The organism is Paenibacillus mangrovi, assembly GCF_022898935.1.
GTDB classification, from domain to species: Bacteria; Bacillota; Bacilli; order Paenibacillales; family Paenibacillaceae; genus Paenibacillus_AQ; species Paenibacillus_AQ mangrovi.
This window is the reverse complement of the sequence record NZ_JALIRP010000005.1, coordinates 241064-261975: the sequence shown is the minus strand read 5'-3', so window position 1 is coordinate 261975 and position 20912 is coordinate 241064. Positions and strand designations below refer to the sequence as shown.

Sequence of the window (20912 nt, the reverse complement as noted above, 5' to 3'; positions counted from 1 at the left end):
GAGGAATATGTATGTATATACATACATGAACGAATTCGGATTTGGAATGTTTGAATTTTAATCTGATGCGCAAAGGTGTGTTCATCCATGTCTTTCCTCCAAAAATACGTCCGGAAATACGGCAAGCTGTTTTGTGTGGCGGTGTTCTTTTTGACACTAGAGACTTTTTGCGACCTGTTGCAGCCTACGATCATGTCGAAGGTTATTGATGACGGCGTGGCCACGGGAAGTATGAACAAGGTATATACCTTAGGCGGGCTCATGCTGCTGGTCACCGGGATTGGGGCCTTGTCAGCCTCGATCCGCAACGTGATTTCCAGCCACGTCTCGCAGCGGTTCGGGGCGGAGATCAGATCCGATCTGTTCCGGAAAATCCAGTCGCTGTCGTTTGAGCGCATGGACCATTTTGACCGGGCTTCTCTGGTAACTCGTCTGACGAATGACGTTACGCAGGTGCAGAATTTTGTCAACGGTCTAATGAGGTTTTTCGTTAAAGCGCCTTTGCTGGGCATCGGTGCTCTGATTATGGCGATACGGCTCGATGTTCATTTATCTGTGGTGCTTGCCATTGTAGTGCCGGTTGTGGCTGTCCTGATCGTCCTAAATATGAGAATCAGCTTTCCTTTCTTTATCCGTGTACAACGTGCGCTTGACCGCGTGAACGGGGTCATGAGGGAATATTTGTCGGGTGTGCGCGTCGTCAAGGCGTTCAACCGTTTTGATTATGAAGTGGATAAATTCAAACTCGCCAATAATGAGCTAATGGAACGTTCCATAACCTCGATGCGGGTGATGTCGGCTTTTGGGCCGGGGATCTCGCTTGTCGTCAACTTTGGCATTATCGCCGTGCTCTGGCTTGGCGGACTACGGGTCGACAACAACCAGATGCAGGTGGGCAGTATTATCGCTTTCATCAACTATATGACGCAAATTTTGTTTTCGCTGATGATGATTTCGAACGTATTCAATATGTTTGTGCGCGCCAAAGCATCCGCTGGCAGGATTGGGGAAGTGATGCTGGAAGAGAGCGGCATGCCAGGCGAAGGCGAAGCAACAGCTCCTTTTGCCGGGGAACGCGGAAGGATCGACTTCGAGCAGGTTAGCTTCGCTTATGCAGGCTCTTCGGGCGATCCCGTTATCCGAGACTTTACGCTGACCTTTCTGCCGGGACAGACGATTGGCATCATCGGTTCAACAGGTTCTGGCAAAACGTCGCTGGTTCACTTGATCCCAAGGTTTTACGATGCGACTTCCGGTAAGGTTAAGGTGAACGATGTGGATGTCCGACAGGTGGATCCGAAGCAGCTTAGGGATTCCATCGCCATCGTGCCGCAGAAGATCATGCTGTTCACCGGAACGGTGGAAGAAAACTTAAGATGGGGCAAAGAGGATGCATCTACGGAAGAACTTATGCAGGCGGCGCGGATTGCGGAGGCCCATGACTTCATCATGGCTTCTCCGGAGGGCTACGACAGCCGGATCGGCCAAGGCGGGGTAAACTTCTCTGGTGGCCAGAAGCAGCGGCTTTCCATCGCCCGGGCGCTGGTAAGGAAGCCTGAGATTCTCATTCTTGACGACTGCACCAGTGCGGTAGACGTGGCGACAGAGGGCCGGATCAAGCAGGCTCTGCGGATGTATGCCAAGGGACTGACCTGTATTCTGATCGCTCAGCGGATTACTTCCGTCATAGATGCAGACCGAATTGTTGTCATGGACCGAGGGGAAATCGTTGGCAGTGGCACACATGAAGAGCTCATGAAGTCCTGCCGCGTGTATCAGGAGATTTACAAGTCCCAGATGGGAAAGGAGATGCAGGCGTATGCCGCAGAATAATCCGGCGCGTGAACAGCAGCAGACTCCTGTGCTTAACGGGGTGGGTGCTTCAGGCGGAAGGCCCGGACCTGGCAGTCCCATGAGGGGGATGATGGGCAGAGGCGCTGGTGGAAAGCCCAAAAATTTCTTAAGCACGCTCCGCCGTTTATGGGGCTATATCGGTAAAGAGCGAAAGCTTCTGTTCCTGATATTCCTGTTTATTGTGATTGATGCAGCCGTTACGCTCCTTGGTCCATACCTGATCGGCAGATCCATTGATGCCATGTCCCCGCTGGGCGGCGTGAACTTCAGCTTCCTGCAAATGCTGATCATCATCTTGGCATCCGCTTACGTAACCGACGCAGCACTGACGTTCCTGCAGGGTTGGCTGATGTCCGGGATGTCGCAGCGGATCGTGGCCTCCTTGCGGCGGGCACTCTTCGGGAAGCTCCAAAAGCTGCCGGTGTCTTATTTTGATGCCCGTACCCACGGCGAAGTCATGAGCCGGCTGACGAACGATATCGACAATGTCAGCTCAACCATTTCGCAATCAACGGTTCAGCTGATGTCCGGCGTGATTACGATCATCGGATCCCTCATCATGATGATTGTATTGAGTCCGATCCTCACGCTGGCGAGCTTGATTACCGTTCCGATTCTCTATCTGTTGACGCGAACGGTCACCCGGAAGACCAAGGTGCTGTTCAAGGAGCAGCAGGTACAGCTCGGGATACTGAACGGACATATCGAAGAAAGTGTCTCCGGCATGGAAGTGGTCAAGGCTTTCAATCATGAAGATCAGGCGATATCTGAATTTGAAAAAGTGAATCAAAAGCTGTTCGAGGTGGGTCTCAAAGCGCAAATCCGCTCCGGTTTTCTTATGCCGATGATGAACGTGATCAACAATATCGGGTTTGCAGCCGTTGCTCTCGTGGGCGGGGTACTCGCCGTCAAAAGCTTAATTACCGTCGGCGTCATTGCCAGCTTCATCAGCTACTCCCGCCAATTCGGAAGGCCTTTGAACGATCTGGCCAATATTTATAACCTTCTTCAATCGGGGATAGCGGGCGCGGAACGCGTCTTCGAAGTGCTGGATGAGAAAGAAGAACCGGAGGATTCGGAGAAAGCGAAGGTGCTGGATCAGATTGAGGGAGAGGTCATATTCGATCAGGTCAGCTTCGGGTACAGACCGGAGGTTCCGATTCTGAAAAATGTAAGCTTTACCGCAAAGCCCGGAAGCAGTACGGCGCTGGTCGGTCCGACCGGGGCTGGAAAAACGACGATCGTGAACTTGCTGACGCGTTTTTACGATGTGACCGGCGGGTTCGTCCGCATTGACAGTACGGACATTCGTGATTATACGAGGGACAGCCTTCGCCGCAGCTTCGGATTCGTTCTGCAGGATACGTATTTGTTCTCGGGAACGATCCGGGAAAATATTAAATACGGCAAGCCTGAGGCGACGGATGAGGAAGTCAAAGAGGCGGCGGCCATGGCCAATGCCGATGTGTTTATTCGGCGCCTGCCTGACGGCTATGACACGTTACTGTCGGAGAATGGCGGCAATCTCAGCCAGGGACAGCGTCAGCTGCTGGCCATTGCTCGTGTTCTGCTAGCAAGGCCGTCCATTTTGATCCTGGATGAAGCGACAAGCAGCATTGACACCCGCACGGAGCTGCATATTCAGGATGCGCTGCTTCACATGATGCAGGGACGGACGACGTTCATTATTGCACACCGGCTGAACACGATCCGGGATGCCGATACGATCATGGTCATTGACCATGGGGAGATTATTGAGCAGGGAAGCCATGAAGAGCTTATGGAGCAGAAGGGCTTCTATGCCCGCATGTTCGAGAGCCAATTTAAAAATCTGGAGAATGCAGCAGATGGGGCCGCAGCCCCATGATCACCATTCACCTTTTCACGTAGAAATGGGATTATCAATGATCCCGCTCTTCATTTTGTTTTTTATTCGAAGATAAATACCAGCCTCGTACCCAGCTGCCGATTCTCTCCTTGTTTTTCTTGAGAAGCACAAAGAGGGTGATCGCGATCGCCAGCACGACCATGGATGCCGCAAAATAACGGGATACGATGTGCAGCAGATGTTCGATGTTTGGGCCGAAGATTTTGCCGATGGATACATACACGAGCACCCAGACCAAACCGCCGATATAATTCAGCACGAAAAAGATGCGCTGCGGCACTTTCAGCACGCCCGAGACATAGCCGGTGAAATGGCGCAATCCCGGAATAAAATAGCTGACTAGAATCAGCTTGTTTCCGTATTTGCTGAACCATGCCGTTACCTTCGCCAGGCGCGCTTCGTTCATGAAGACGTATTTGCCGTATTGCGCAAGAAAAGGCGTCCCGAGTCGGTAGCCTACGTAATACGTGATCGTCGTGCCGATGATGGCCCCGATGTATGAGTAGAAGATGATGAAAGGGATATGAAAGTTCCCAAGCGTTGACATATGACCGGAAATGGCCATCGCAAGCTCGCCGGGAAAAGGCAGGGCCAGCGACTCTGAAAATAATCCGAGAAACAGCACCAGATATCCATATTGTTCAAACAGAGAGTTGATCCATTCCATGAGTTTGCTCCTTTGCAGACTGAATTCGAAAAAGCGCATTGTGTCATTCACAGACATCTGACGGAATCGAATCCCGCCGGCTTTGATATTGATTTAGACGACCGGAGTGTATTTCTCCCCTGCATAGAAAATGGAAAGGCCCTCGTTGGAGACCTTGATATGGTATAAAATGGTTTTATATTTAAGCCTATATCTTAAAAAAGCATCCATCCTCTAGATCGAAGGATAGATGCTTTGGCTGCATAGACTATTTATTGGTGCTGTGCTGCTTGTTCTGCAGCTGTTTACCGGGCTCGCCTTTGCCATAGTGCTCTTTGTTCTTGCGCTGTTTTTCCTGCTGCTCATGGACCTTGTTCACAAAATCGCGCGTGCTGTCCGTCATTCGTTCTCTCACACTCCCTTCGTTATTGGAAATGGCATTCCTTGTTACCATGTCCGAAGAGGGCGGATGGAATTCATGCGGTGCGGCATCATTACTTTATTAAATACGAATAGAGGGATTCGTTATGATCCGATATCCATTGTTAAAAGAGGGAGCCGTCATCGGCACCACCGCGCCTTCATCAGGCGTAGAGGAATCCATGCATGACCTGATCCGGGAGGCGAGCCGCCGCCTGGAAAACGAGGGATTTCAGGTGATTGCTGGGGATACCGTATGGACACAGACTAAGGCCAAATCGGCTCCGGCCAAGGTGCGTGCTGCTGAGTTTAACCACATGCTGCGGGACGATGCTATTGATCTGATTGTGCCCCCTTGGGGCGGTGAATTGCTGATCGAGATTTTGGAGCATCTGGATTTCGATTCAATGCCGGAAAAATGGATTCTTGGCTACTCCGATATCAGTCTGCTGCTGCTTGCAATTACGCTCAAAACAGGACTGGCAACGGCCCATGGTACCAACCTGGTGGATTTAAGGGGCGAGTATTCCGACGAGACGACGGCCATGTGGCGTACGGTACTGTCGACGGAAACCGGTGGATCTGTGCTTCAGCGCTCGTCGGCCAAATACCAGAAGGAGTGGAATCACGCAGCGCCATCGCCATACGTATTCCATTTGACTGAACTAACCGACTGGAAAACGGTATCCGGTGGCAAAGTCAGCCTAAAAGGCCGCCTTCTTGGCGGATGTATTGATGTGATCCGGCATGTGATCGGCACGCCGTTTGGCGATGTCCGCCGTTTTCAGCAGGAGCAGATCGGTGGCGAACCTATTCTGTGGTATCTGGAAAACTGCGAGCTGAATATGGCCGATCTGCGCCGGTCGATGGTGCAGATGAAGCTGGCGGGCTGGTTTGACCACTGTGCTGGCCTGATGTTCGGAAGAAGCCCAGCGAACCGCCCTATTGAAGGGTATACCGCCGAGGATATGTATCGCGAGCTGGAGGAAGAGCTGCAGGTGCCTGTCATTTACGACATCGACTGCGGCCATGTGCCGCCGCAGATCACCTTGATCAACGGTGCGTACGCCGAGGCCCAGGTGGAGAACGGGCAGGGGGAGATTAAGCAGTATTTTAGGCCGTAGAGAAGCCTTACCATGACTGAAGATAGAAACAAGTATGCACGCCAACGTGCAGCTCTGTCCCGAGGCGTTTTTTATTTAGATTATAGAAAAATTTAAGGCATAAAAAATCACATGCCTCAGCAACGGAAACCATGCATTTTTCGCTGTTCGGGCAGTAGTATAGAGTCAGAAGCAAATTGTACATAAGGAGGCGAGGGCAACCCATGTTAGCCTGCAAAGGAAGCTTCATGAGCAACATTGGCAAATGGAAAGACGCTGAACCTGGCGTGATCCGTAAAATCATGCAGCCGGGCGAGTCGTTGATGATGATGGAGGTTCATTTTGAGGAGGGGGCGGAGAGCTACGAGCATGCGCATCCTCATGAGCAGTTGTCCTACTGCCTGAAAGGGAAGGTCGAATACACCATCGATGGCGAGAAGACCATCATCTCCGCAGGGGAAACCATCGTCATTCCGGGCGGTGCGAGACACGGGGCCAAGGCGCTTGCACCGAGCGCACTGCTGGATTGCTTCACGCCGCTGCGCGAGGATTTGATCCGCAGATAGAATCGTTAAAGCAAAGGAGTCCCGCAGGCCGCAGGGGACTTCTTTTTCCTTTCTATATAAATAAGAACGGGCAGCGGCTTCGTCATTTTAGGGCTGATACTGCTTCTCGGTGTGTTTGCAGGGGCACATTTTGGTTTTACATTTTTACCGTGTGGAGTATACCTGTGGATGCTGCTGTTATTGGTCTCGAACCTCACCGCATGGAAGCTGGCTTTCCGCAAGACACCTGTGGACCGGCCGATTCAAGAGTGAAAAATACATGATCTCCCTATGCGGGAGATTCTTTGCACTTTACTGCCTATATTTCACACTTTGATTATGGTCCAAAGAAGTAGTACATTAATAGATGAAATCATAAGGAGGTTTCTGAATTAATGTTCTATGAAGACAATGAGAATTTGAGCATCATGACCTACACCTTGAATAGTGGCATTAAAGGAACTGTACCTTTATCGAATAAGCAAATTCTGGAATGGATCGAGTGCTATCGTACCGATACGAAATTCATCACAGCTATTGGCAAGGAGTTTTTCGGCCTCAATCCAGAGCTGGTTGCGGATTTTAAAGTGCATAACCGTTTCTCCAATTACGCTGAAGTGATCAAGCCTGTAGGCAACCAGCAGCCGGCGGCAGAATCGGATAACTCCGATCAGCTGTCCAAAGCGTATGAAGAGAACCGTGTGTACTTTAAAGTCGACTGCAAGTGCGGTACCACCTACACGACCTTTTCCCAATACTACACGACGAAATGGTATTGTTCCAAATGTAAGGAAATCGTGTTTTTGGACAAGAAGAAGGGCAGAGTATCGACCGACAAAGGCGATGCTTGGTACATGACCAACAAGTATTATGTATCACGGGACTAGCATGAATGAGCGAAAAACGCCTGTCGCAGGGTGAAGATATAGAAGATTGGTTGAACACGTATTAAGGGACTGCTTCCTGAGCTGGATTACGGCTTGGAGCAGTCCCTTTTGTTTTGCGGACATCCGCTCGTTTACGGGGTGCTGAAGTGGATATGTATGTAAATTCATAAGCTGGCGGGGGCAATGCCTAAAATTTTTAATATTTTGTGACATATTTCACATTAGCTCATTTTCGGGCTGGAGAATGTGACATTTATCACATTGAAAGCATCATTCGTCTGCCAGAATACATACAGGAAAGGATTTTGCTTGGAAGCAGCTGGAACTGAACTTCCTGCAAAATCTGAAGAAAAACAAATCGATGTGTGTTCACGAATCCGGGCAGTACGGGGTTCTGAGAATAACTTTGGAAAGAGGGTAGAAAAATGGATGTATTGATGCTGTCACGGATACAGTATGCAGCAACGACGATTTTTCACTTCTTCTTCGTGCCTGTGTCGATCGGACTCGCTTTTCTGATCGCCATCATGGAGACGATGTATGTCGTCAAAGGCAAAGAAGAATACAAAGACATGGCCAAATTCTGGGGTAAGCTGTTCCTGATCAACTTCGCCATCGGCGTAGTGACAGGTATTCTTCAAGAGTTCCAGTTTGGTATGAACTGGTCGGATTATTCACGTTTTGTCGGGGACGTGTTTGGAGCGCCGCTGGCGGTTGAAGCGCTGCTGGCCTTCTTCCTGGAGTCTACGTTTATCGGACTTTGGATTTTCGGCTGGGACCGTCTATCCAAAAAGGTTCATATGATTTGCATCTGGCTGGTTGCCATCGGAACGGTGATGTCCGCCTTCTGGATTCTGGCTGCAAACTCCTTTATGCAAAGACCTGTCGGATTCACCATGAATAATGGACGCGCGGAAATGAACGACTTCTTAGCACTCATCACCAACGGCCAGCTGCTGCTGGAGTTCCCGCACACCATTCTGGCTGCGTTCCTGACGGGAGCGTTCCTGATTGGAGGCGTGAGCGCGTATAAGCTGCTGAAGAAGCAGAATGTCTCCTTTTTCAAAAAATCGTTTACGATCGCGATGATCGTCGGTGTGGTAAGTTCTATTGGCGTGGCCCTTGTGGGTCACCAGCAGGCACAGTACTTGGTAAAAACACAGCCGATGAAAATGGCTGCTTCTGAAGCGCTTTGGGAAACCAGCCCCGATCCTGCTCCATGGACCGTTGCGGCTTTTATTGATACGAAAAACCAGAAAAATACAGGAGAAATCCAGATTCCATATATGCTTAGCTTCCTTTCGTACAGCAAGTTCTCCGGGGATGTGAAGGGCATGAAGGAACTGCAGGCCGAGTATGAGCAAAAATACGGCCCTGGCGATTACATTCCACCGGTTCGCACCACCTTCTGGAGCTTCCGTTTCATGGTAGCTGCAGGCTCGCTGATGATCCTGTTCAGTATGTATGGCGTATATCTGGCCGCTCGCAAAAAGCTGGAAAACCGAAACAAATGGTTTTACCGGATCATGTTGTTCAGCATCTCGCTTCCATTTATCGCCAATACAACCGGCTGGATTATGACCGAAATTGGACGTCAACCATGGACCGTATTCGGTCTTATGACAACGGCGGACAGCGTATCGCCTAGCGTCACTTCTGGGCAGGTTCTGTTCTCCCTCATTGTTTTCGTGGGTGCCTATGCCATTTTGGGTGGCGTCATGGTATACCTGTTCGTGCGTACGATCAAAAAAGGACCTTACGAGGTCAAAGCTGTAGAAGAATCCCATGATCCATTTGATAAGGAGGGATACCGTCATGCTATCTCTTAATGAACTCTGGTTTTTGCTCATCGCGGTGCTGTTCACAGGCTTTTTCTTCCTGGAAGGCTTCGACTTTGGCATCGGGATGTCTACGGGAATCCTGGCCAAAACAGACAATGAGCGCCGGCTGCTCATCAACTCTATCGGACCTTTTTGGGACGGTAACGAGGTATGGCTTCTGACGGCGGGCGGCGCAATGTTCGCCGCTTTCCCGAACTGGTATGCCACGCTGTTCAGCGGATTTTACACACCGCTCGTTCTACTGCTGCTGGCGCTGATCGGGCGCGGGGTTGCCTTTGAATACCGGGGCAAGGTGCAGAAGGAATCCTGGAAAAAAACGTGGGACATTCTCATCTTCACGGGCAGCCTGCTGCCGCCGCTTCTGCTGGGCGTGGTGTTCTCCGACCTGATCCAGGGGCTTCCGATCGATCAGGCTATGGAAATGAAGGCTTCGTTCTTCGGCGATATCGTCAATGTGTACTCTGTGGTTGGCGGCCTGACAATGGTGATGCTCTGCCTCGTGCACGGACTTCTGTTCGCGACGCTGCGTGTGAGCGGTGATCTGCATGACCGTGCACGTAAGATGGCACGCAATCTGATGGTGCCGTTGGCGGTGCTGGTGGTTGCCTTCTTGACTCTGACTTATTTCAACACCAATGTCTTTGAAGTTCGCGGCGGTATTTTGGCTGCTGTCATCGTCGTTATGATCGCTGCACTTGCGCTGGCTGCTATGTTTTCCGGCAAGAAAAGAGACGGCTGGGCATTCGGTATGACAGGCGTGGTGATTGCAGCGACGATTGCGTTCTTCTTCATCGGGCTCTTCCCGAACGTGATGATCAGTTCGATAGATACAGCCTTCAACTTGACGATAACCAATGCGGCATCTGGACATTACTCCCTGAAGGTGATGACCATCGTGGCTTTATCCCTGCTGCCTTTCGTGCTTGGTTATCAGATCTGGAGCTACTTCGTCTTTCATAAACGGGTTAACGAGAAGCATCTGGAGTATTAATGGACCGGAATCTACTGGGCTACAAAGGGATAAAGCCAACACTTGCCGCCGTTCTGCTGCTCACGCTCGTGCAAAGCGTATCGATTGTTCTGCTGGCAAGATGGCTGGCGGAGGTCCTCTCCGCCCTCTTTGCCGGTGAACCGCTTCATACGCAGTACAACAAAATCATGATGTTTCTCGGTGCTTTTCTGGTACGGCATATCATGGGCTTCATTCAGCAAAAAATCAGCTATGCCTTCGCTGAACGGACAGGGGCCAGCCTGCGGAAGCAAGTCATGGAGAAGCTGTTCCAGCTCGGACCCCGGTTCGCGAAGCAGGAGGGTACTGGCAATCTGGTCACACTCGTGCTGGAGGGGGCATCCAAGTTTCGGAACTATCTGGAGCTGATCGTGCCTCGGATGGCTGGAATATCGATCATTCCCTGGGTCATCCTCATATATATTTTCATGCAGGATATCACATCCGGGATTATATTGATCCTGGCGATGCCGATCCTGATCGTATTTATGATTCTGATCGGGCTTGCCGCCCGCAAGCATACCGAAAAGCAGCTGGATACGTACCGCACGCTCTCGAACCACTTTGTGGATTCGCTGCGCGGGCTGGAGACGCTGAAACTGCTGGGGCAAGGCCGCTCGCACAGCGATACGATCGCACGTGTCAGCGACCGCTACAGATCGGCGACCATGCGCACGCTGCGCGTGGCCTTTATGTCTTCATTTGCACTGGATTTCTTCACAATGCTGTCGGTAGCCGTTGTTGCCGTAGGCCTCGGCCTACGGTTGATAAACGGCGAGATAACGCTTGTCACCGGACTCACGGTACTGATTCTGGCACCGGAATATTTCCTGCCTGTACGCATGGTTGGGGCTGACTTTCATGCGACTCTGGATGGCAAGGAAGCGGGAGCTGCGATGCAGCTGATTATCGATGAGCCGCTAAATCAGGAATCGGATATGGAACACGCGGGTCAGGAAGAGAGAAAACTGAGCTGGACGAAGGACAGCTGCCTGAGCCTGTCTGGGATTGGTGTCCAGCATCAGCAGAAAGGCCCGCATTCACTGGATCAGGTCTCACTGAATATCCACGGTATGGGCAAGATCGGAATTATCGGCGCCAGCGGTGCTGGCAAATCCACACTGATTGATGTGCTGGGTGGATTTCTAAAGCCGTCGGAAGGAAGCGTGATCCTGGATAGTCAGCAGCTCGGATCACTTACGACGAATGCTTGGAGAAAGCTGACGACGTATATCCCGCAGCATCCGTATATTTTTGGCAGCACCCTCGCGGAAAATATCCGCTTCTACGCACCGGACAAGGCAGCTTCCGATGTCGAGCGTGCTGCAGCCGCAGCCGGGTTGTCGGAGCTCATTCGCACTCTGCCGCATGGCGCGGAAGAAATGATCGGAAACGGCGGCCGCCAGCTGAGCGGCGGGCAGGAGCAGCGCGTGGCGCTGGCCCGTGCTTTCCTCAGCGACCGGCCTGTCATGCTGCTGGATGAACCGACGGCGCATCTGGATATCGAGACGGAATATGAGCTGAAGCAGACGATGCTGCCGCTGTTTGAGAACAAGCTGGTTTTCTTAGCGACCCACCGCCTGCACTGGATGCCGGATATGGATCTGATTATCGTGCTGGAGCACGGACGGGTAGCCGAAACCGGCACACATGAAGAACTGATTGCCCGCAGGGGAACCTACTATGAGCTGACACAATCGCAACTGGGGGGAGTAGAGTGAGAGAAGAGAGCTGGCTTCGGCCCTATGTCCGTACGTACTGGGGACGTTTTCTGATCATTATTGCGCTGGGCTGCCTTACGATCCTCACCGCCTCAATGCTCATGTTCACCTCGGGCTTCCTGATTTCCAAGGCGGCGCTCCGCCCGGAAAATATCCTGATGGTGTACGTGCCGATCGTTCTGGTCCGTACCTTCGGGATCAGTCGTTCAGTCGTTCACTATGTGGAACGTCTGGTCAGCCATGATGCGGTGCTCCGGATTGTGTCGCTGATGCGCACGAGGTTGTACCGAATTCTTGAGCCTCAGGCGTTGTTCATATCCTCCCGTTTTCGTACGGGGGATATGCTGGGCGTGCTGTCGGACGATATTCAATATTTGCAGGATGTTTACCTAAGAACTGTGTTCCCGAGCTTGATCGCTCTGGTCATGTATGTTGGTTCTATTGCCGCTCTGGGCTTTTTTGATATTCGGTTTGCGCTGTTCATGGCGCTGTATGTCTTTATTCTCGTAGCTGTACTGCCGTGGGTGTCGCTGCTGATTACCAAAGCGAAAAGCCGTCTCGCAAAGCAGCAGCGCAATAATCTCTACAGCAAGTTGACCGACGCCGTGCTTGGCATGAGCGATTGGGTCATCAGCGGCAGACAATCTCAGTTTGTCGCAGCTTATGAAGCTGACGAGCAGGAGGCTGCGCGGGTAAACGGCCAGCTTAAGAGCTGGGCACGCTGGCGGCAGCTAATCGGGCAGGTGGTCGTGGGCCTTAGTGTAATTTCCATGGTTATTTGGGCAGCACACGAATATGCCGGTGGGCATATTTCAGCCACGTTGATTGCGGCTTTTGTACTTGTTGTGTTCCCGCTGATGGATGCATTTATGCCGGTATCGGAAGCGATCGAGAAAATACCAAGCTACCAAACTTCGTTGCAGCGCTTGGGAGAGATCGAACGGACGGACGGAGACGGAGCTACTTGCGAAACGGCCGATCGAGTAGCAGGCGAGAAGACTTCAGGCGTTTCTGCCGAGGAAGTCCGCAGCCTGGCCGCATCGGATGTCCATCTGACCGTACAGCATGTCAGCTACCGTTATGATGAAGCTTCTCCGTGGTCGCTGCAGGATGTATCGCTTGACCTGCCGCAGGGCAAGCGGATTGCCATCATCGGCCGCAGCGGCGCGGGAAAATCGACGCTGCTCAAGCTGATTGAAGGGGCGCTGAAGCCTTCGTCAGGCACCGTCAGTCTGAACGGCACGGATGCTTTTGCTATTGGCGACCATATGCCGCAGGTAGTCTCCGTGCTGAACCAAAGCCCGCACCTGTTTGATACAACGGTGGCGAACAACATTCGCCTCGGCGACCGGGATGCCGAGGATGAGGACATTCAGCGGGCGGCAGCGCAGGTGAAGCTGGACCAGCTGATCGAATCGCTGCCGCTGGGCTACAAAACGCCGATGCATGAGACGGGCCAGCGCTTCTCCGGCGGAGAGCGCCAGCGGATCGCGCTGGCGAGGGTTCTGCTTCAGAACAATCCGGTTGTCGTTCTCGATGAGCCAACCGTCGGACTGGATCCACGTACGGAAAATGACCTGCTGGCAACCATCCTGGATACGATGAAGGGCAAATCCCTGATCTGGGTGACACACCACCTGGCGGGTGCCGAGCATATGGATGAGATTATTTTTATGGAGAATGGACGTATCGAGATGAGAGGCTCACATGCGGAGCTGATGGAGACGTCGGAGCGGTACCGCAATTTGTACCGGCTCGACCGTCCGGAGGCTTTTATGGTGAAGTGAATCGAGTGAAATCATTAGAGTCATGCCGATTGAAGCGGCATGGCTCTTTTTTCCATACTTTCATGCATAAAAACGGGCCCGGCTCCGCATCCTACATATGGGTAAGTTGGTAACTGAAGGGGGTGAAAGCACAATGAGCGATAATTCCCAGGAGCTTAGTAAATATGAGGTACAAAGAACAGAGCTGAACAAAATGCCGGTACCTGACAAGGAAAGAGAAGAATTTGCCGAGGAAATGGTAGAAGACGCCAAGGAAGCGTTCAGCAAGCAGCAGCCGGAGAGCAAAGAGTAGTATATAGAATGAGCTGAAGACAAGACTGTTCTTCATTCAGTCTATACTTGCGGAATACATTGAATTCAGGGGTGCCTTTGGTCTACGGACCGGAGGCGCTCCTTTGTTTTTAGGAGGGGTCCACCCAAGAGCAAACAAAAACAGCCCATCCGAAACCGGACAGGCTGTATCTTACACCATTAAAATCTTAGTCTTCCTTCGGATGAATCATTTGCTCCGGACGTACCACAGCATCAAACTGCTCTTCGGTCAGCAGATTACTCTTCAAAGCTGCTTCCTTCAGAGTCAAACCTTCCTTGTGAGCCAGCTTGGCTACCGCTGCGGCATTTTCATAGCCGATATGCGGATTCAGCGCCGTAACCAGCATCAGCGATTGGTTCAGGTTGCGGTCGATTACGGAACGGTTAGGCTCAATGCCAACCGCGCAGTGGTCGTTGAAGGACACCATTGCGTCAGCCAGCAAATGCGCCGACTGCAGGAAGTTATAAATGATGACCGGCTTGAACACGTTCAGCTCGAAGTTGCCCTGACTCGCCGCAAAACCGATTGCGGCATCGTTGCCCATGACCTGGCATACGACCATCGTCATCGCTTCACTTTGCGTTGGGTTGACTTTACCCGGCATGATCGAGCTGCCCGGCTCGTTAGCAGGGATGGTAAGCTCGCCGATGCCGCAGCGCGGACCGCTTGCCAGCCAGCGCACGTCGTTGGCGATTTTCATGAGATCAGCGGCAAGCGCTTTCAGCGCGCCGTGAACATACACGAGCTCATCATGGCTTGTCAGCGCATGGAATTTATTTTTGGCGGAGGTGAAGGTTTTGCCGGTCAGCTTGCTGATGTTGGCAGCCGTCATGTCGCCGAATTTCGGATGGGCGTTGATGCCAGTGCCGACAGCCGTTCCACCGATCGCCAGTTCACGCAGGGATTCGATGCTGCTGCGGATCATGCCTTCGCTTTTCTCCAGCATGCGGTGCCAGCCGCTGATTTCCTGTCCGAGCGTAAGCGGCGTAGCGTCCTGCAGATGCGTTCTGCCGATTTTGATGATGTCCATGTACTCTTCGCTTTTTGTGCGGAACGTTTCTTTCAGCTTGGCAATCGCAGGGAGGACTTGATCCTCAACGGAAACAAGCGCCGCGATATGCATCGCTGTCGGGAACGTATCGTTCGAGCTTTGCGATTTGTTGACGTCATCATTCGGGTGAATGCGCTGCGCACTGCCTTTTTCCTGAAGCATCTGGTTGGCGCGGTTCGCGATAACCTCGTTTACGTTCATGTTCGACTGGGTACCGCTCCCAGTTTGCCATACAACCAGCGGGAAGTGCTCGTTCAGCTTGCCTTGGATAACTTCATCAGCTGCCGCAACGATTGCGTCGGCTTTTTCAGCGTTCAGTTTGCCCAGCTCTTTATTGGCGAGAGCCGCACTTTTTTTCAGGATCGCAAATTCGCGGATCAGTTCCAACGGCATTTTTTCCGTGCCAATCTTGAAATTTTCAAAGCTCCGCTGCGTTTGGGCTGCCCATAGCTTGTCCGCAGGAACTTTAATTTCACCGATGGTGTCTTTTTCAATTCTGAATTCCACTTGCATTTCCTCCTTCACCACACGTGAGTTCATATTCAATTCTGAGGTCTATTCTACGAATGAGCTGGTAGAAATGGACCCACCTGATATGAAATATATCATAATCTTCCTGCTATATGAAATAAAGAAAGCGCCCGCGGTACATTTCGTTGTCTCTGGGCTGCAGCGAATGCTATTTTAAGGTATAGTAAATTTTAGATATCATGAGCACGCGAAAGGCGTGATTCAGTAGGTAGCGGGGGGAAATCATGACGGCAGCAACAACGATTATCGCATGTTTGATCTTCATTGTGCTGGTGCTTGCGGGAGCCAGTATGTACTTCTATAATGTCGGGATACGGCGCAGCAAAAAGGATTTCTTGGAGGAAGATCCGGCTTTGGTTAAATTGGATCATCCATGGGAGCATGAGGGGGAATGGCTCGGCAGCCAGCCGGTTGAAACCCTTCATTTGGAATCCGCGGACGGGCTCACGCTATCGGGCTATTATATTCCGGCAGAGCAGCCGTCGTACAGGACGGTCATTCTGGTTCATGGATACTCCAGCCAGGGTAAGGAAATGGGGGCTTTCGCCAAGCTGTACCACGGGATGGGCTTTCATGTGCTTATGCCGGATAATCGGGGCCATGGACAAAGCGGCGGCAGCTATATCGGCTTTGGATGGCCGGACCGACAAGATATCATGCAGTGGATCCATTATATATTGGCGAAGAGCGGGCCTAGGATGCAGATTGTGCTGCATGGGGTATCCATGGGCGGGGCTACAGTGCTGTCGACGAGCGGAGAACATTTACCAGAGCAGGTGAAATGCATCGTGTCGGATTGCGCCTACACTTCGGTGAAGGATATTTTAACGTATCAGCTGAAGCAGATGTACAAGCTGCCGCCGTTTCCGCTGCTGCCCGCGACCAGTTTGGTGTGCAAGCTGCGTGCCGGCTACTTTTTCGGTGAAGGCTCAGCGCTTAAGCAGGTGGCCAAGACGCATCTGCCCATCCTATTTATTCACGGTGACCAGGATACATTTGTACCTTACGAGATGGTACATCGTCTGTTTGCGGTTGCGGCAGGAGAGAAGGAGCTTTATGTAGTGCCCGGAGCGGTGCACGCCAATGCGTATTTTATGGATAAACAAGAATATAAGGACCGCATAAGCCGGTTCCTCGGCCGCTATCTGGCGCCTGTACGGGAATAGGCCCGGGAGTCACTTTGGCGGTTTGAGAGGCAGGTTATCGTCTTTGTGATAGAGGCGACAAAGTGGATTAAAGGAGTCTGAAAAACATGAAAAGCCGCGAACTCATATTACTTGGGATCCTGATGGCGCAAAGCCTGCATGGATATCAAATTCATGAATTTATCGAGCAAAACCTGAGCAATCTGACAGATATGAAAAAAGCAACGGCATACGGAGTGCTGGAGAAGCTGAACAAGGCCGGATATATCGATATTCGCGTGGAACAGGAGGGCAATCGTCCGCCACGCAAAACGTATACTATGAATGAAAAGGGAGACGCCTACTTTATGCAGCTGCTGCGGGAAAATCTGTCGGCAGACGGTCACCTTCACGATCCGGCAGATATCGGACTCATGTTCATGGACTATTTGCCGGTTGAAGAGCGCATGGCCTGCATGAAGGTTCGCAGGGAGAAGCTGGAGAAACGGATCCGCAGCCTTGAGGAAATGCCCGGTCATGGCACGGCATGCGGAGTAAGCTGGATGACTGAGCGTAATCTGGTTATGCTGAGGGCGGAGCTGGATTGGCTTGATAACGTGCTGAAGCAAATGAGCGAGGGGCAGATCCGACGTTAATAAACGTCAGGTAAACTCCGAAGGAATTAGAAAAATGATAGCATACGATATAACAAAAAGAAGTCTCGCCATTGGACGAGACTTCTTTTATTTACTTCAGCGGCTGCTGGTTCACATAGCTGTCAGATAGATTCAGCAGCTTCAGCGCGCGGTTGTATTCATCCTTAGTTGTACCTTTGCCGATGGAATCCTTGCCGCTAAGCGGAAACTGGGATCCGTCCTCGTAGCCGCTGCCCGACATGAACATCGCGTTATCGTTTAAAAAGGAGCCTGTTGGCAAATAATAACGCTGTGGTAACAGATTATATGTCTGGTTAAGCAGATCCTGGCCGAAATGGATATGATCCTTCATGGAGACTCCGAGCAGATTAGCAACTGTAGGCATAATGTCGACCTGTCCGCCGATCTCATCCCTAATCTGATCATGACTGATACCACTGCCTGCAATTATAAGCGGGATGTTGAGCATATCGGTATACGAATATTCATGACCGTAGATTTCCTTCATAAGCTCCTTGTCGTCATGATCCAAGGAATAAATCGGGAGTCCCATATGGTCTCCGTAAATAACGATCAGGCTGTCGTCCCAGAGGCCTTTTTGCTTCAGCTCGTCAATCAATTGGCCGAGTGCATAGTCGGCATAGTTCTGGGCACGGATATAGTCGCCAACAAAAGTGCCCTGATAACGTTCAGGAAGCTCCATTTTGTACTTACTTTCTGGAATTGTAAATGGATGATGCGCTGACATGGAGATGATCTGGGCATAAAAAGGCTTATCCGTCTGATCCATTTCCTGCATCTTGTCGGTTGCCTTCGCATACAGTACTTCATCCGAAGAACCGAAGAACACCATATCCTCATTGCCGAAGAACGGCTGGTCATAGTAATGCTGGAAGCCGAGAGACGAATACAGCTCCTCGCGGTTCCAGAACTGAACGTCGTTGGTATGAAATGTTGCGGTGTTATATCCGTTCTGCTCCATCAGGCTCGGCAGGCTCGGGAGCTTCTTATCAACGTACTTCTGGGTTGCAGCGCCGTCAGGCGGGATATAAAAGGACGTATTCACAACAAATTCCGCATCCGATGTATTTCCCTGGCCCACCTGCTGGTTAAAGTTCGAAAAATACAGGTTCTCATTCGCGAGCTTATTCATATTTGGCGTAATTTCCTTGCCGTCGATCTTCAGGTTGATCAGAAAATTCTGAAAGGATTCCAGCTGGATAATGATCAGGTTTTTCCCTTTGGCATTTCCAAAATACTTCGGATTCTCAGGCTCTGTAATTCCCTTCAACTCGTCGATGGAAGCCTGGTTGACGCTTTTCAGTGGTACGTACGTTTCCTTCTTAGGCGATAGAATCGTATAGGCCTCGTAATTCAGAATCCCCATCTGCTGGGCTTTTTTGATCTCGTTCATACTGGCCCGGTTCGGCACAATGTTGAACAGACAGATCATCAGACACAAAATAAATACGACAGATACGGTGCTCTTTTTATTCGTTTTGCGTTTGATGCTGTGTCTCCATTCCTTCACCTTGCGGCTTTTGAGCAGGAGCACAAGCAGCACGATAATATCGGCAAACACAAGCAGGTAGTATGGATCCATAAGCGAGAACACGCTGCTTTTGACTTCCGTAACCTGATTGACCTGCGCGAGGGCATGATATGTAACGATAACGCCGTAATACTTGAAATACATAATGACTGCAAAGAAAACACCGGTAAGGATCAGGTTCACGATCGTATAAGCCATAAGCTTACGCTTGGAGGCGAACCATTCAATCAGGCAGAACAGCAGCCAAATAAACGGTAACTCGGTAATCAGTACCTTCCACGGTAGCCAATCATCGAAGGTTACAGCCCACGCCAGATATCCTTTTAGCAGCAAAATGATCGTAAAAAGAACGAACGGCTTTTTGAAGAAATGAATAATAGATTCACGTGACAAGACACAACTTCCTTCCGTTGTGATTAAACTACTTAGTATATAAGCTATTAGTAATAAAAATATTATGCCCGGCTGGAGTAAAGAAGTCAAAGTATGATAGAAAAGCATCCGGTAAACCGGGGAGTGGGTTTGTGTACCGCTCTTTCGGTTATCCGAATGCTTTTTTGGTTTAAGATATCTTTAATTATAAGAACAAATTAGATTACGCCTTGAGCGATCATCGCGTCAGCGACTTTGACGAAGCCGGCAATGTTGGCCCCGACAACCAGGTTGCCCGGATAACCGTATTGCTCAGCTGCTTGGGCGCTGTTGTTGTAAATGTTGATCATGATTTGATGAAGCTTCTCGTCAACCTCTTCGAAGGTCCAGGAGGTACGGATGCTGTTTTGGGACATTTCCAGCGCCGACACGGCTACACCGCCTGCGTTGGCTGCTTTGGCTGGTCCGAAGAGCACGCCATTTTCAAGGAATACGTCGATGGCTGCCAGCGTCGAAGGCATATTGGCACCTTCAGCTACAGCTTTAACACCATTGGCAACAAGCAGCTTCGCAGCTTCTTCGTCGATTTCGTTTTGCGTAGCGCAAGGAAGAGCGATGTCACAAGGAATCGTCCAAATATTCGAGCAGCCTTCAAAGTACTGCGCGTTTGGATGATGCTTCACATATTCGCTGATCCGTTTTCTTTCCACTTCCTTCAACTGTTTCACCGTTTCGAAGTCGATGCCTTCCGGATCATATACATAACCGGCGGAGTCGCTGCATGCCACGACTGTAGCGCCGAATTGGGTAGCCTTCTGGATGGCGTAGATGGCTACGTTACCGGAGCCGGATACGACAACCGTTTTGCCGGAGAGGCTTTCGCCACGATCCTTCAGCATCTCATTTACGAAATAAACTACTCCGTATCCGGTTGCTTCCGGACGCGCCAAGCTGCCGCCATAACCGATGCCTTTACCGGTCAAGACTCCAGCTTCGTTGCCGCCGCGGATGCGTTTGTATTGTCCGAACATGAATCCGATCTCGCGGGCGCCCACGCCGATGTCCCCTGCAGGAACGTCTGTATCAGGTCCGATATATTTGTACAGCTCTGTCATAAAGCTTTGTGTAAAGCGCATAACTTCGGCATCCGATTTTCCTTTTGGATCGAAGTCTGAACCGCCTTTACCGCCGCCGATTGGCTGGCCTGTCAGAGAGTTTTTCAAAATTTGCTCAAAACCAAGAAATTTGATGATGCTGGAGTTTACAGAGGGATGAAAGCGAAGTCCGCCCTTGTAAGGGCCGATGGCACTGCTGAATTGAACGCGGAAGCCGCGGTTGACGCGCACGGTTCCTTGATCGTCGACCCAAGGTACCCGGAAGGTAATCAGTCTTTCAGGCTCAACCAGTCTTTCCAGAATGCCGTTTTCCATGTACTTCGGTTCCTTAGCAAGCACCGGGACCAGTGAGTCGAGGATTTCTTTTACGGCCTGATGAAATTCACTTTCATTCGGGTTCCGTTTACATACCGTTTCGAAAACTTCATTGACGTACGTTTTGGCTTTCTTCTCAGCTGGCAATTCTACATGCAAAAATGTCATGGGCTTCTCTCCTT

At 51.0% G+C, this 20912-nt stretch carries 17 protein-coding genes; 12 read left to right on the top strand and 5 right to left on the bottom strand.

Going from position 1 to position 20912, the window contains the following annotated elements; translation table 11 throughout:
- Window positions 1-87: 87 nt before the first annotated feature.
- Both MUG84_RS14185 and MUG84_RS14180 read left to right on the top strand, forming a co-directional pair.
- Window positions 88-1833 carry an ABC transporter ATP-binding protein gene (locus tag MUG84_RS14185; RefSeq protein ID WP_244725699.1) on the top strand — a complete coding sequence of 582 codons (1746 nt, stop codon included), beginning with the start codon at window positions 88-90 and terminating at the stop codon, window positions 1831-1833.
- The gene (locus MUG84_RS14180) at window positions 1820-3721 is read left to right on the top strand and encodes an ABC transporter ATP-binding protein (RefSeq protein ID WP_425313223.1); all 1902 of its coding nucleotides are present in this window, start codon (window positions 1820-1822) and stop codon (window positions 3719-3721) included. The genes MUG84_RS14185 and MUG84_RS14180 overlap by 14 nt, the downstream gene beginning before the upstream one ends.
- 34 nt (window positions 3722-3755) lie before the next feature.
- On the opposite strand, the gene MUG84_RS14175 is transcribed toward MUG84_RS14180, so the two are convergent.
- Both MUG84_RS14175 and MUG84_RS14170 read right to left on the bottom strand, forming a co-directional pair.
- Entirely contained in the window at window positions 3756-4409 is a 654-nt protein-coding gene (locus MUG84_RS14175) for a DedA family protein (RefSeq protein ID WP_244725698.1), read from the bottom strand.
- A 247-nt stretch (window positions 4410-4656) separates the two neighbouring features.
- Window positions 4657-4791: a DUF4023 domain-containing protein gene (locus MUG84_RS14170; RefSeq protein ID WP_244725697.1), complete on the bottom strand. Its 135-nt coding sequence runs from the start codon at window positions 4789-4791 to the stop codon at window positions 4657-4659.
- 124 nt (window positions 4792-4915) lie between these two features.
- On the opposite strand from MUG84_RS14170, the gene MUG84_RS14165 reads away from it, so the two are divergent.
- The 8 genes from MUG84_RS14165 to MUG84_RS14130 all read left to right on the top strand — a co-directional run bounded on the left by MUG84_RS14165 (window position 4916) and on the right by MUG84_RS14130 (window position 13993).
- A complete protein-coding gene (locus tag MUG84_RS14165; RefSeq protein WP_244725696.1) occupies window positions 4916-5932 on the top strand; it encodes a S66 family peptidase in 1017 nt (338 codons plus the stop codon).
- A gap of 227 nt (window positions 5933-6159) precedes the next feature.
- Window positions 6160-6477 carry a cupin domain-containing protein gene (locus MUG84_RS14160; protein WP_244726076.1) on the top strand — a complete coding sequence of 106 codons (318 nt, stop codon included), beginning with the start codon at window positions 6160-6162 and terminating at the stop codon, window positions 6475-6477.
- Between the two features lie 374 nt (window positions 6478-6851).
- Window positions 6852-7343, top strand: coding sequence for a hypothetical protein (locus MUG84_RS14155; RefSeq protein ID WP_244725695.1), 492 nt, complete (start codon window positions 6852-6854; stop codon window positions 7341-7343).
- 425 nt (window positions 7344-7768) lie between these two features.
- Window positions 7769-9172 carry a cytochrome ubiquinol oxidase subunit I gene (locus tag MUG84_RS14150; protein ID WP_244725694.1) on the top strand — a complete coding sequence of 468 codons (1404 nt, stop codon included), beginning with the start codon at window positions 7769-7771 and terminating at the stop codon, window positions 9170-9172.
- Window positions 9159-10175, top strand: a complete 1017-nt coding sequence (cydB, locus tag MUG84_RS14145; RefSeq protein ID WP_244725693.1) for a cytochrome d ubiquinol oxidase subunit II — start codon at window positions 9159-9161, stop codon at window positions 10173-10175. Before MUG84_RS14150 ends, cydB begins: the two co-directional genes overlap by 14 nt.
- Complete coding sequence (gene cydD, locus MUG84_RS14140) at window positions 10175-11914, top strand: thiol reductant ABC exporter subunit CydD (protein WP_244725692.1); 1740 nt, start codon at window positions 10175-10177, stop codon at window positions 11912-11914. The genes cydB and cydD overlap by 1 nt, the downstream gene beginning before the upstream one ends.
- The gene (gene cydC, locus MUG84_RS14135) at window positions 11911-13701 is read left to right on the top strand and encodes a thiol reductant ABC exporter subunit CydC (RefSeq protein WP_244725691.1); all 1791 of its coding nucleotides are present in this window, start codon (window positions 11911-11913) and stop codon (window positions 13699-13701) included. Before cydD ends, cydC begins: the two co-directional genes overlap by 4 nt.
- 133 nt (window positions 13702-13834) lie before the next feature.
- Window positions 13835-13993, top strand: a complete 159-nt coding sequence (locus MUG84_RS14130; RefSeq protein WP_244725690.1) for a hypothetical protein — start codon at window positions 13835-13837, stop codon at window positions 13991-13993.
- 187 nt (window positions 13994-14180) lie between these two features.
- On the opposite strand, the gene fumC is transcribed toward MUG84_RS14130, so the two are convergent.
- Window positions 14181-15572 carry a class II fumarate hydratase gene (gene fumC, locus MUG84_RS14125; RefSeq protein ID WP_244725689.1) on the bottom strand — a complete coding sequence of 464 codons (1392 nt, stop codon included), beginning with the start codon at window positions 15570-15572 and terminating at the stop codon, window positions 14181-14183.
- Between the two features lie 248 nt (window positions 15573-15820).
- On the opposite strand from fumC, the gene MUG84_RS14120 reads away from it, so the two are divergent.
- Both MUG84_RS14120 and MUG84_RS14115 read left to right on the top strand, forming a co-directional pair.
- Window positions 15821-16762 carry an alpha/beta hydrolase gene (locus tag MUG84_RS14120; protein WP_244725688.1) on the top strand — a complete coding sequence of 314 codons (942 nt, stop codon included), beginning with the start codon at window positions 15821-15823 and terminating at the stop codon, window positions 16760-16762.
- Between the two features lie 86 nt (window positions 16763-16848).
- On the top strand, window positions 16849-17376 hold the full coding sequence (locus MUG84_RS14115) for a PadR family transcriptional regulator (RefSeq protein ID WP_244725687.1): 528 nt from the start codon (window positions 16849-16851) through the stop codon (window positions 17374-17376).
- Window positions 17377-17467: 91 nt separating this feature from the next.
- Here the strand turns inward: MUG84_RS14115 and MUG84_RS14110 are convergent, their stop codons facing one another.
- On the bottom strand, window positions 17468-19321 hold the full coding sequence (locus MUG84_RS14110; RefSeq protein ID WP_244725686.1) for an LTA synthase family protein: 1854 nt from the start codon (window positions 19319-19321) through the stop codon (window positions 17468-17470).
- 197 nt (window positions 19322-19518) lie between these two features.
- On the bottom strand, window positions 19519-20898 hold the full coding sequence (gene gdhA / locus MUG84_RS14105) for an NADP-specific glutamate dehydrogenase (protein WP_244725685.1): 1380 nt from the start codon (window positions 20896-20898) through the stop codon (window positions 19519-19521).
- Window positions 20899-20912: the final 14 nt, after the last annotated feature.

Bases quoted from the DNA above. Each gene is read 5' to 3' on its own strand.
- MUG84_RS14185 (WP_244725699.1), top strand. From the start codon at position 88: ATGTCTTTCCTCCAAAAATACGTCCGGAAATACGGCAAGCTGTTTTGT.
- MUG84_RS14180 (WP_425313223.1), top strand. From the start codon at position 1,820: ATGCCGCAGAATAATCCGGCGCGTGAACAGCAGCAGACTCCTGTGCTT.
- MUG84_RS14175 (WP_244725698.1), bottom strand. From the start codon at position 4,409: ATGGAATGGATCAACTCTCTGTTTGAACAATATGGATATCTGGTGCTG.
- MUG84_RS14170 (WP_244725697.1), bottom strand. From the start codon at position 4,791: ATGACGGACAGCACGCGCGATTTTGTGAACAAGGTCCATGAGCAGCAG.
- MUG84_RS14165 (WP_244725696.1), top strand. From the start codon at position 4,916: ATGATCCGATATCCATTGTTAAAAGAGGGAGCCGTCATCGGCACCACC.
- MUG84_RS14160 (WP_244726076.1), top strand. From the start codon at position 6,160: ATGAGCAACATTGGCAAATGGAAAGACGCTGAACCTGGCGTGATCCGT.
- MUG84_RS14155 (WP_244725695.1), top strand. From the start codon at position 6,852: ATGTTCTATGAAGACAATGAGAATTTGAGCATCATGACCTACACCTTG.
- MUG84_RS14150 (WP_244725694.1), top strand. From the start codon at position 7,769: ATGGATGTATTGATGCTGTCACGGATACAGTATGCAGCAACGACGATT.
- cydB (WP_244725693.1), top strand. From the start codon at position 9,159: ATGCTATCTCTTAATGAACTCTGGTTTTTGCTCATCGCGGTGCTGTTC.
- cydD (WP_244725692.1), top strand. From the start codon at position 10,175: ATGGACCGGAATCTACTGGGCTACAAAGGGATAAAGCCAACACTTGCC.
- MUG84_RS14130 (WP_244725690.1), top strand. From the start codon at position 13,835: ATGAGCGATAATTCCCAGGAGCTTAGTAAATATGAGGTACAAAGAACA.
- MUG84_RS14120 (WP_244725688.1), top strand. From the start codon at position 15,821: ATGACGGCAGCAACAACGATTATCGCATGTTTGATCTTCATTGTGCTG.
- MUG84_RS14115 (WP_244725687.1), top strand. From the start codon at position 16,849: ATGAAAAGCCGCGAACTCATATTACTTGGGATCCTGATGGCGCAAAGC.
- gdhA (WP_244725685.1), bottom strand. From the start codon at position 20,898: ATGACATTTTTGCATGTAGAATTGCCAGCTGAGAAGAAAGCCAAAACG.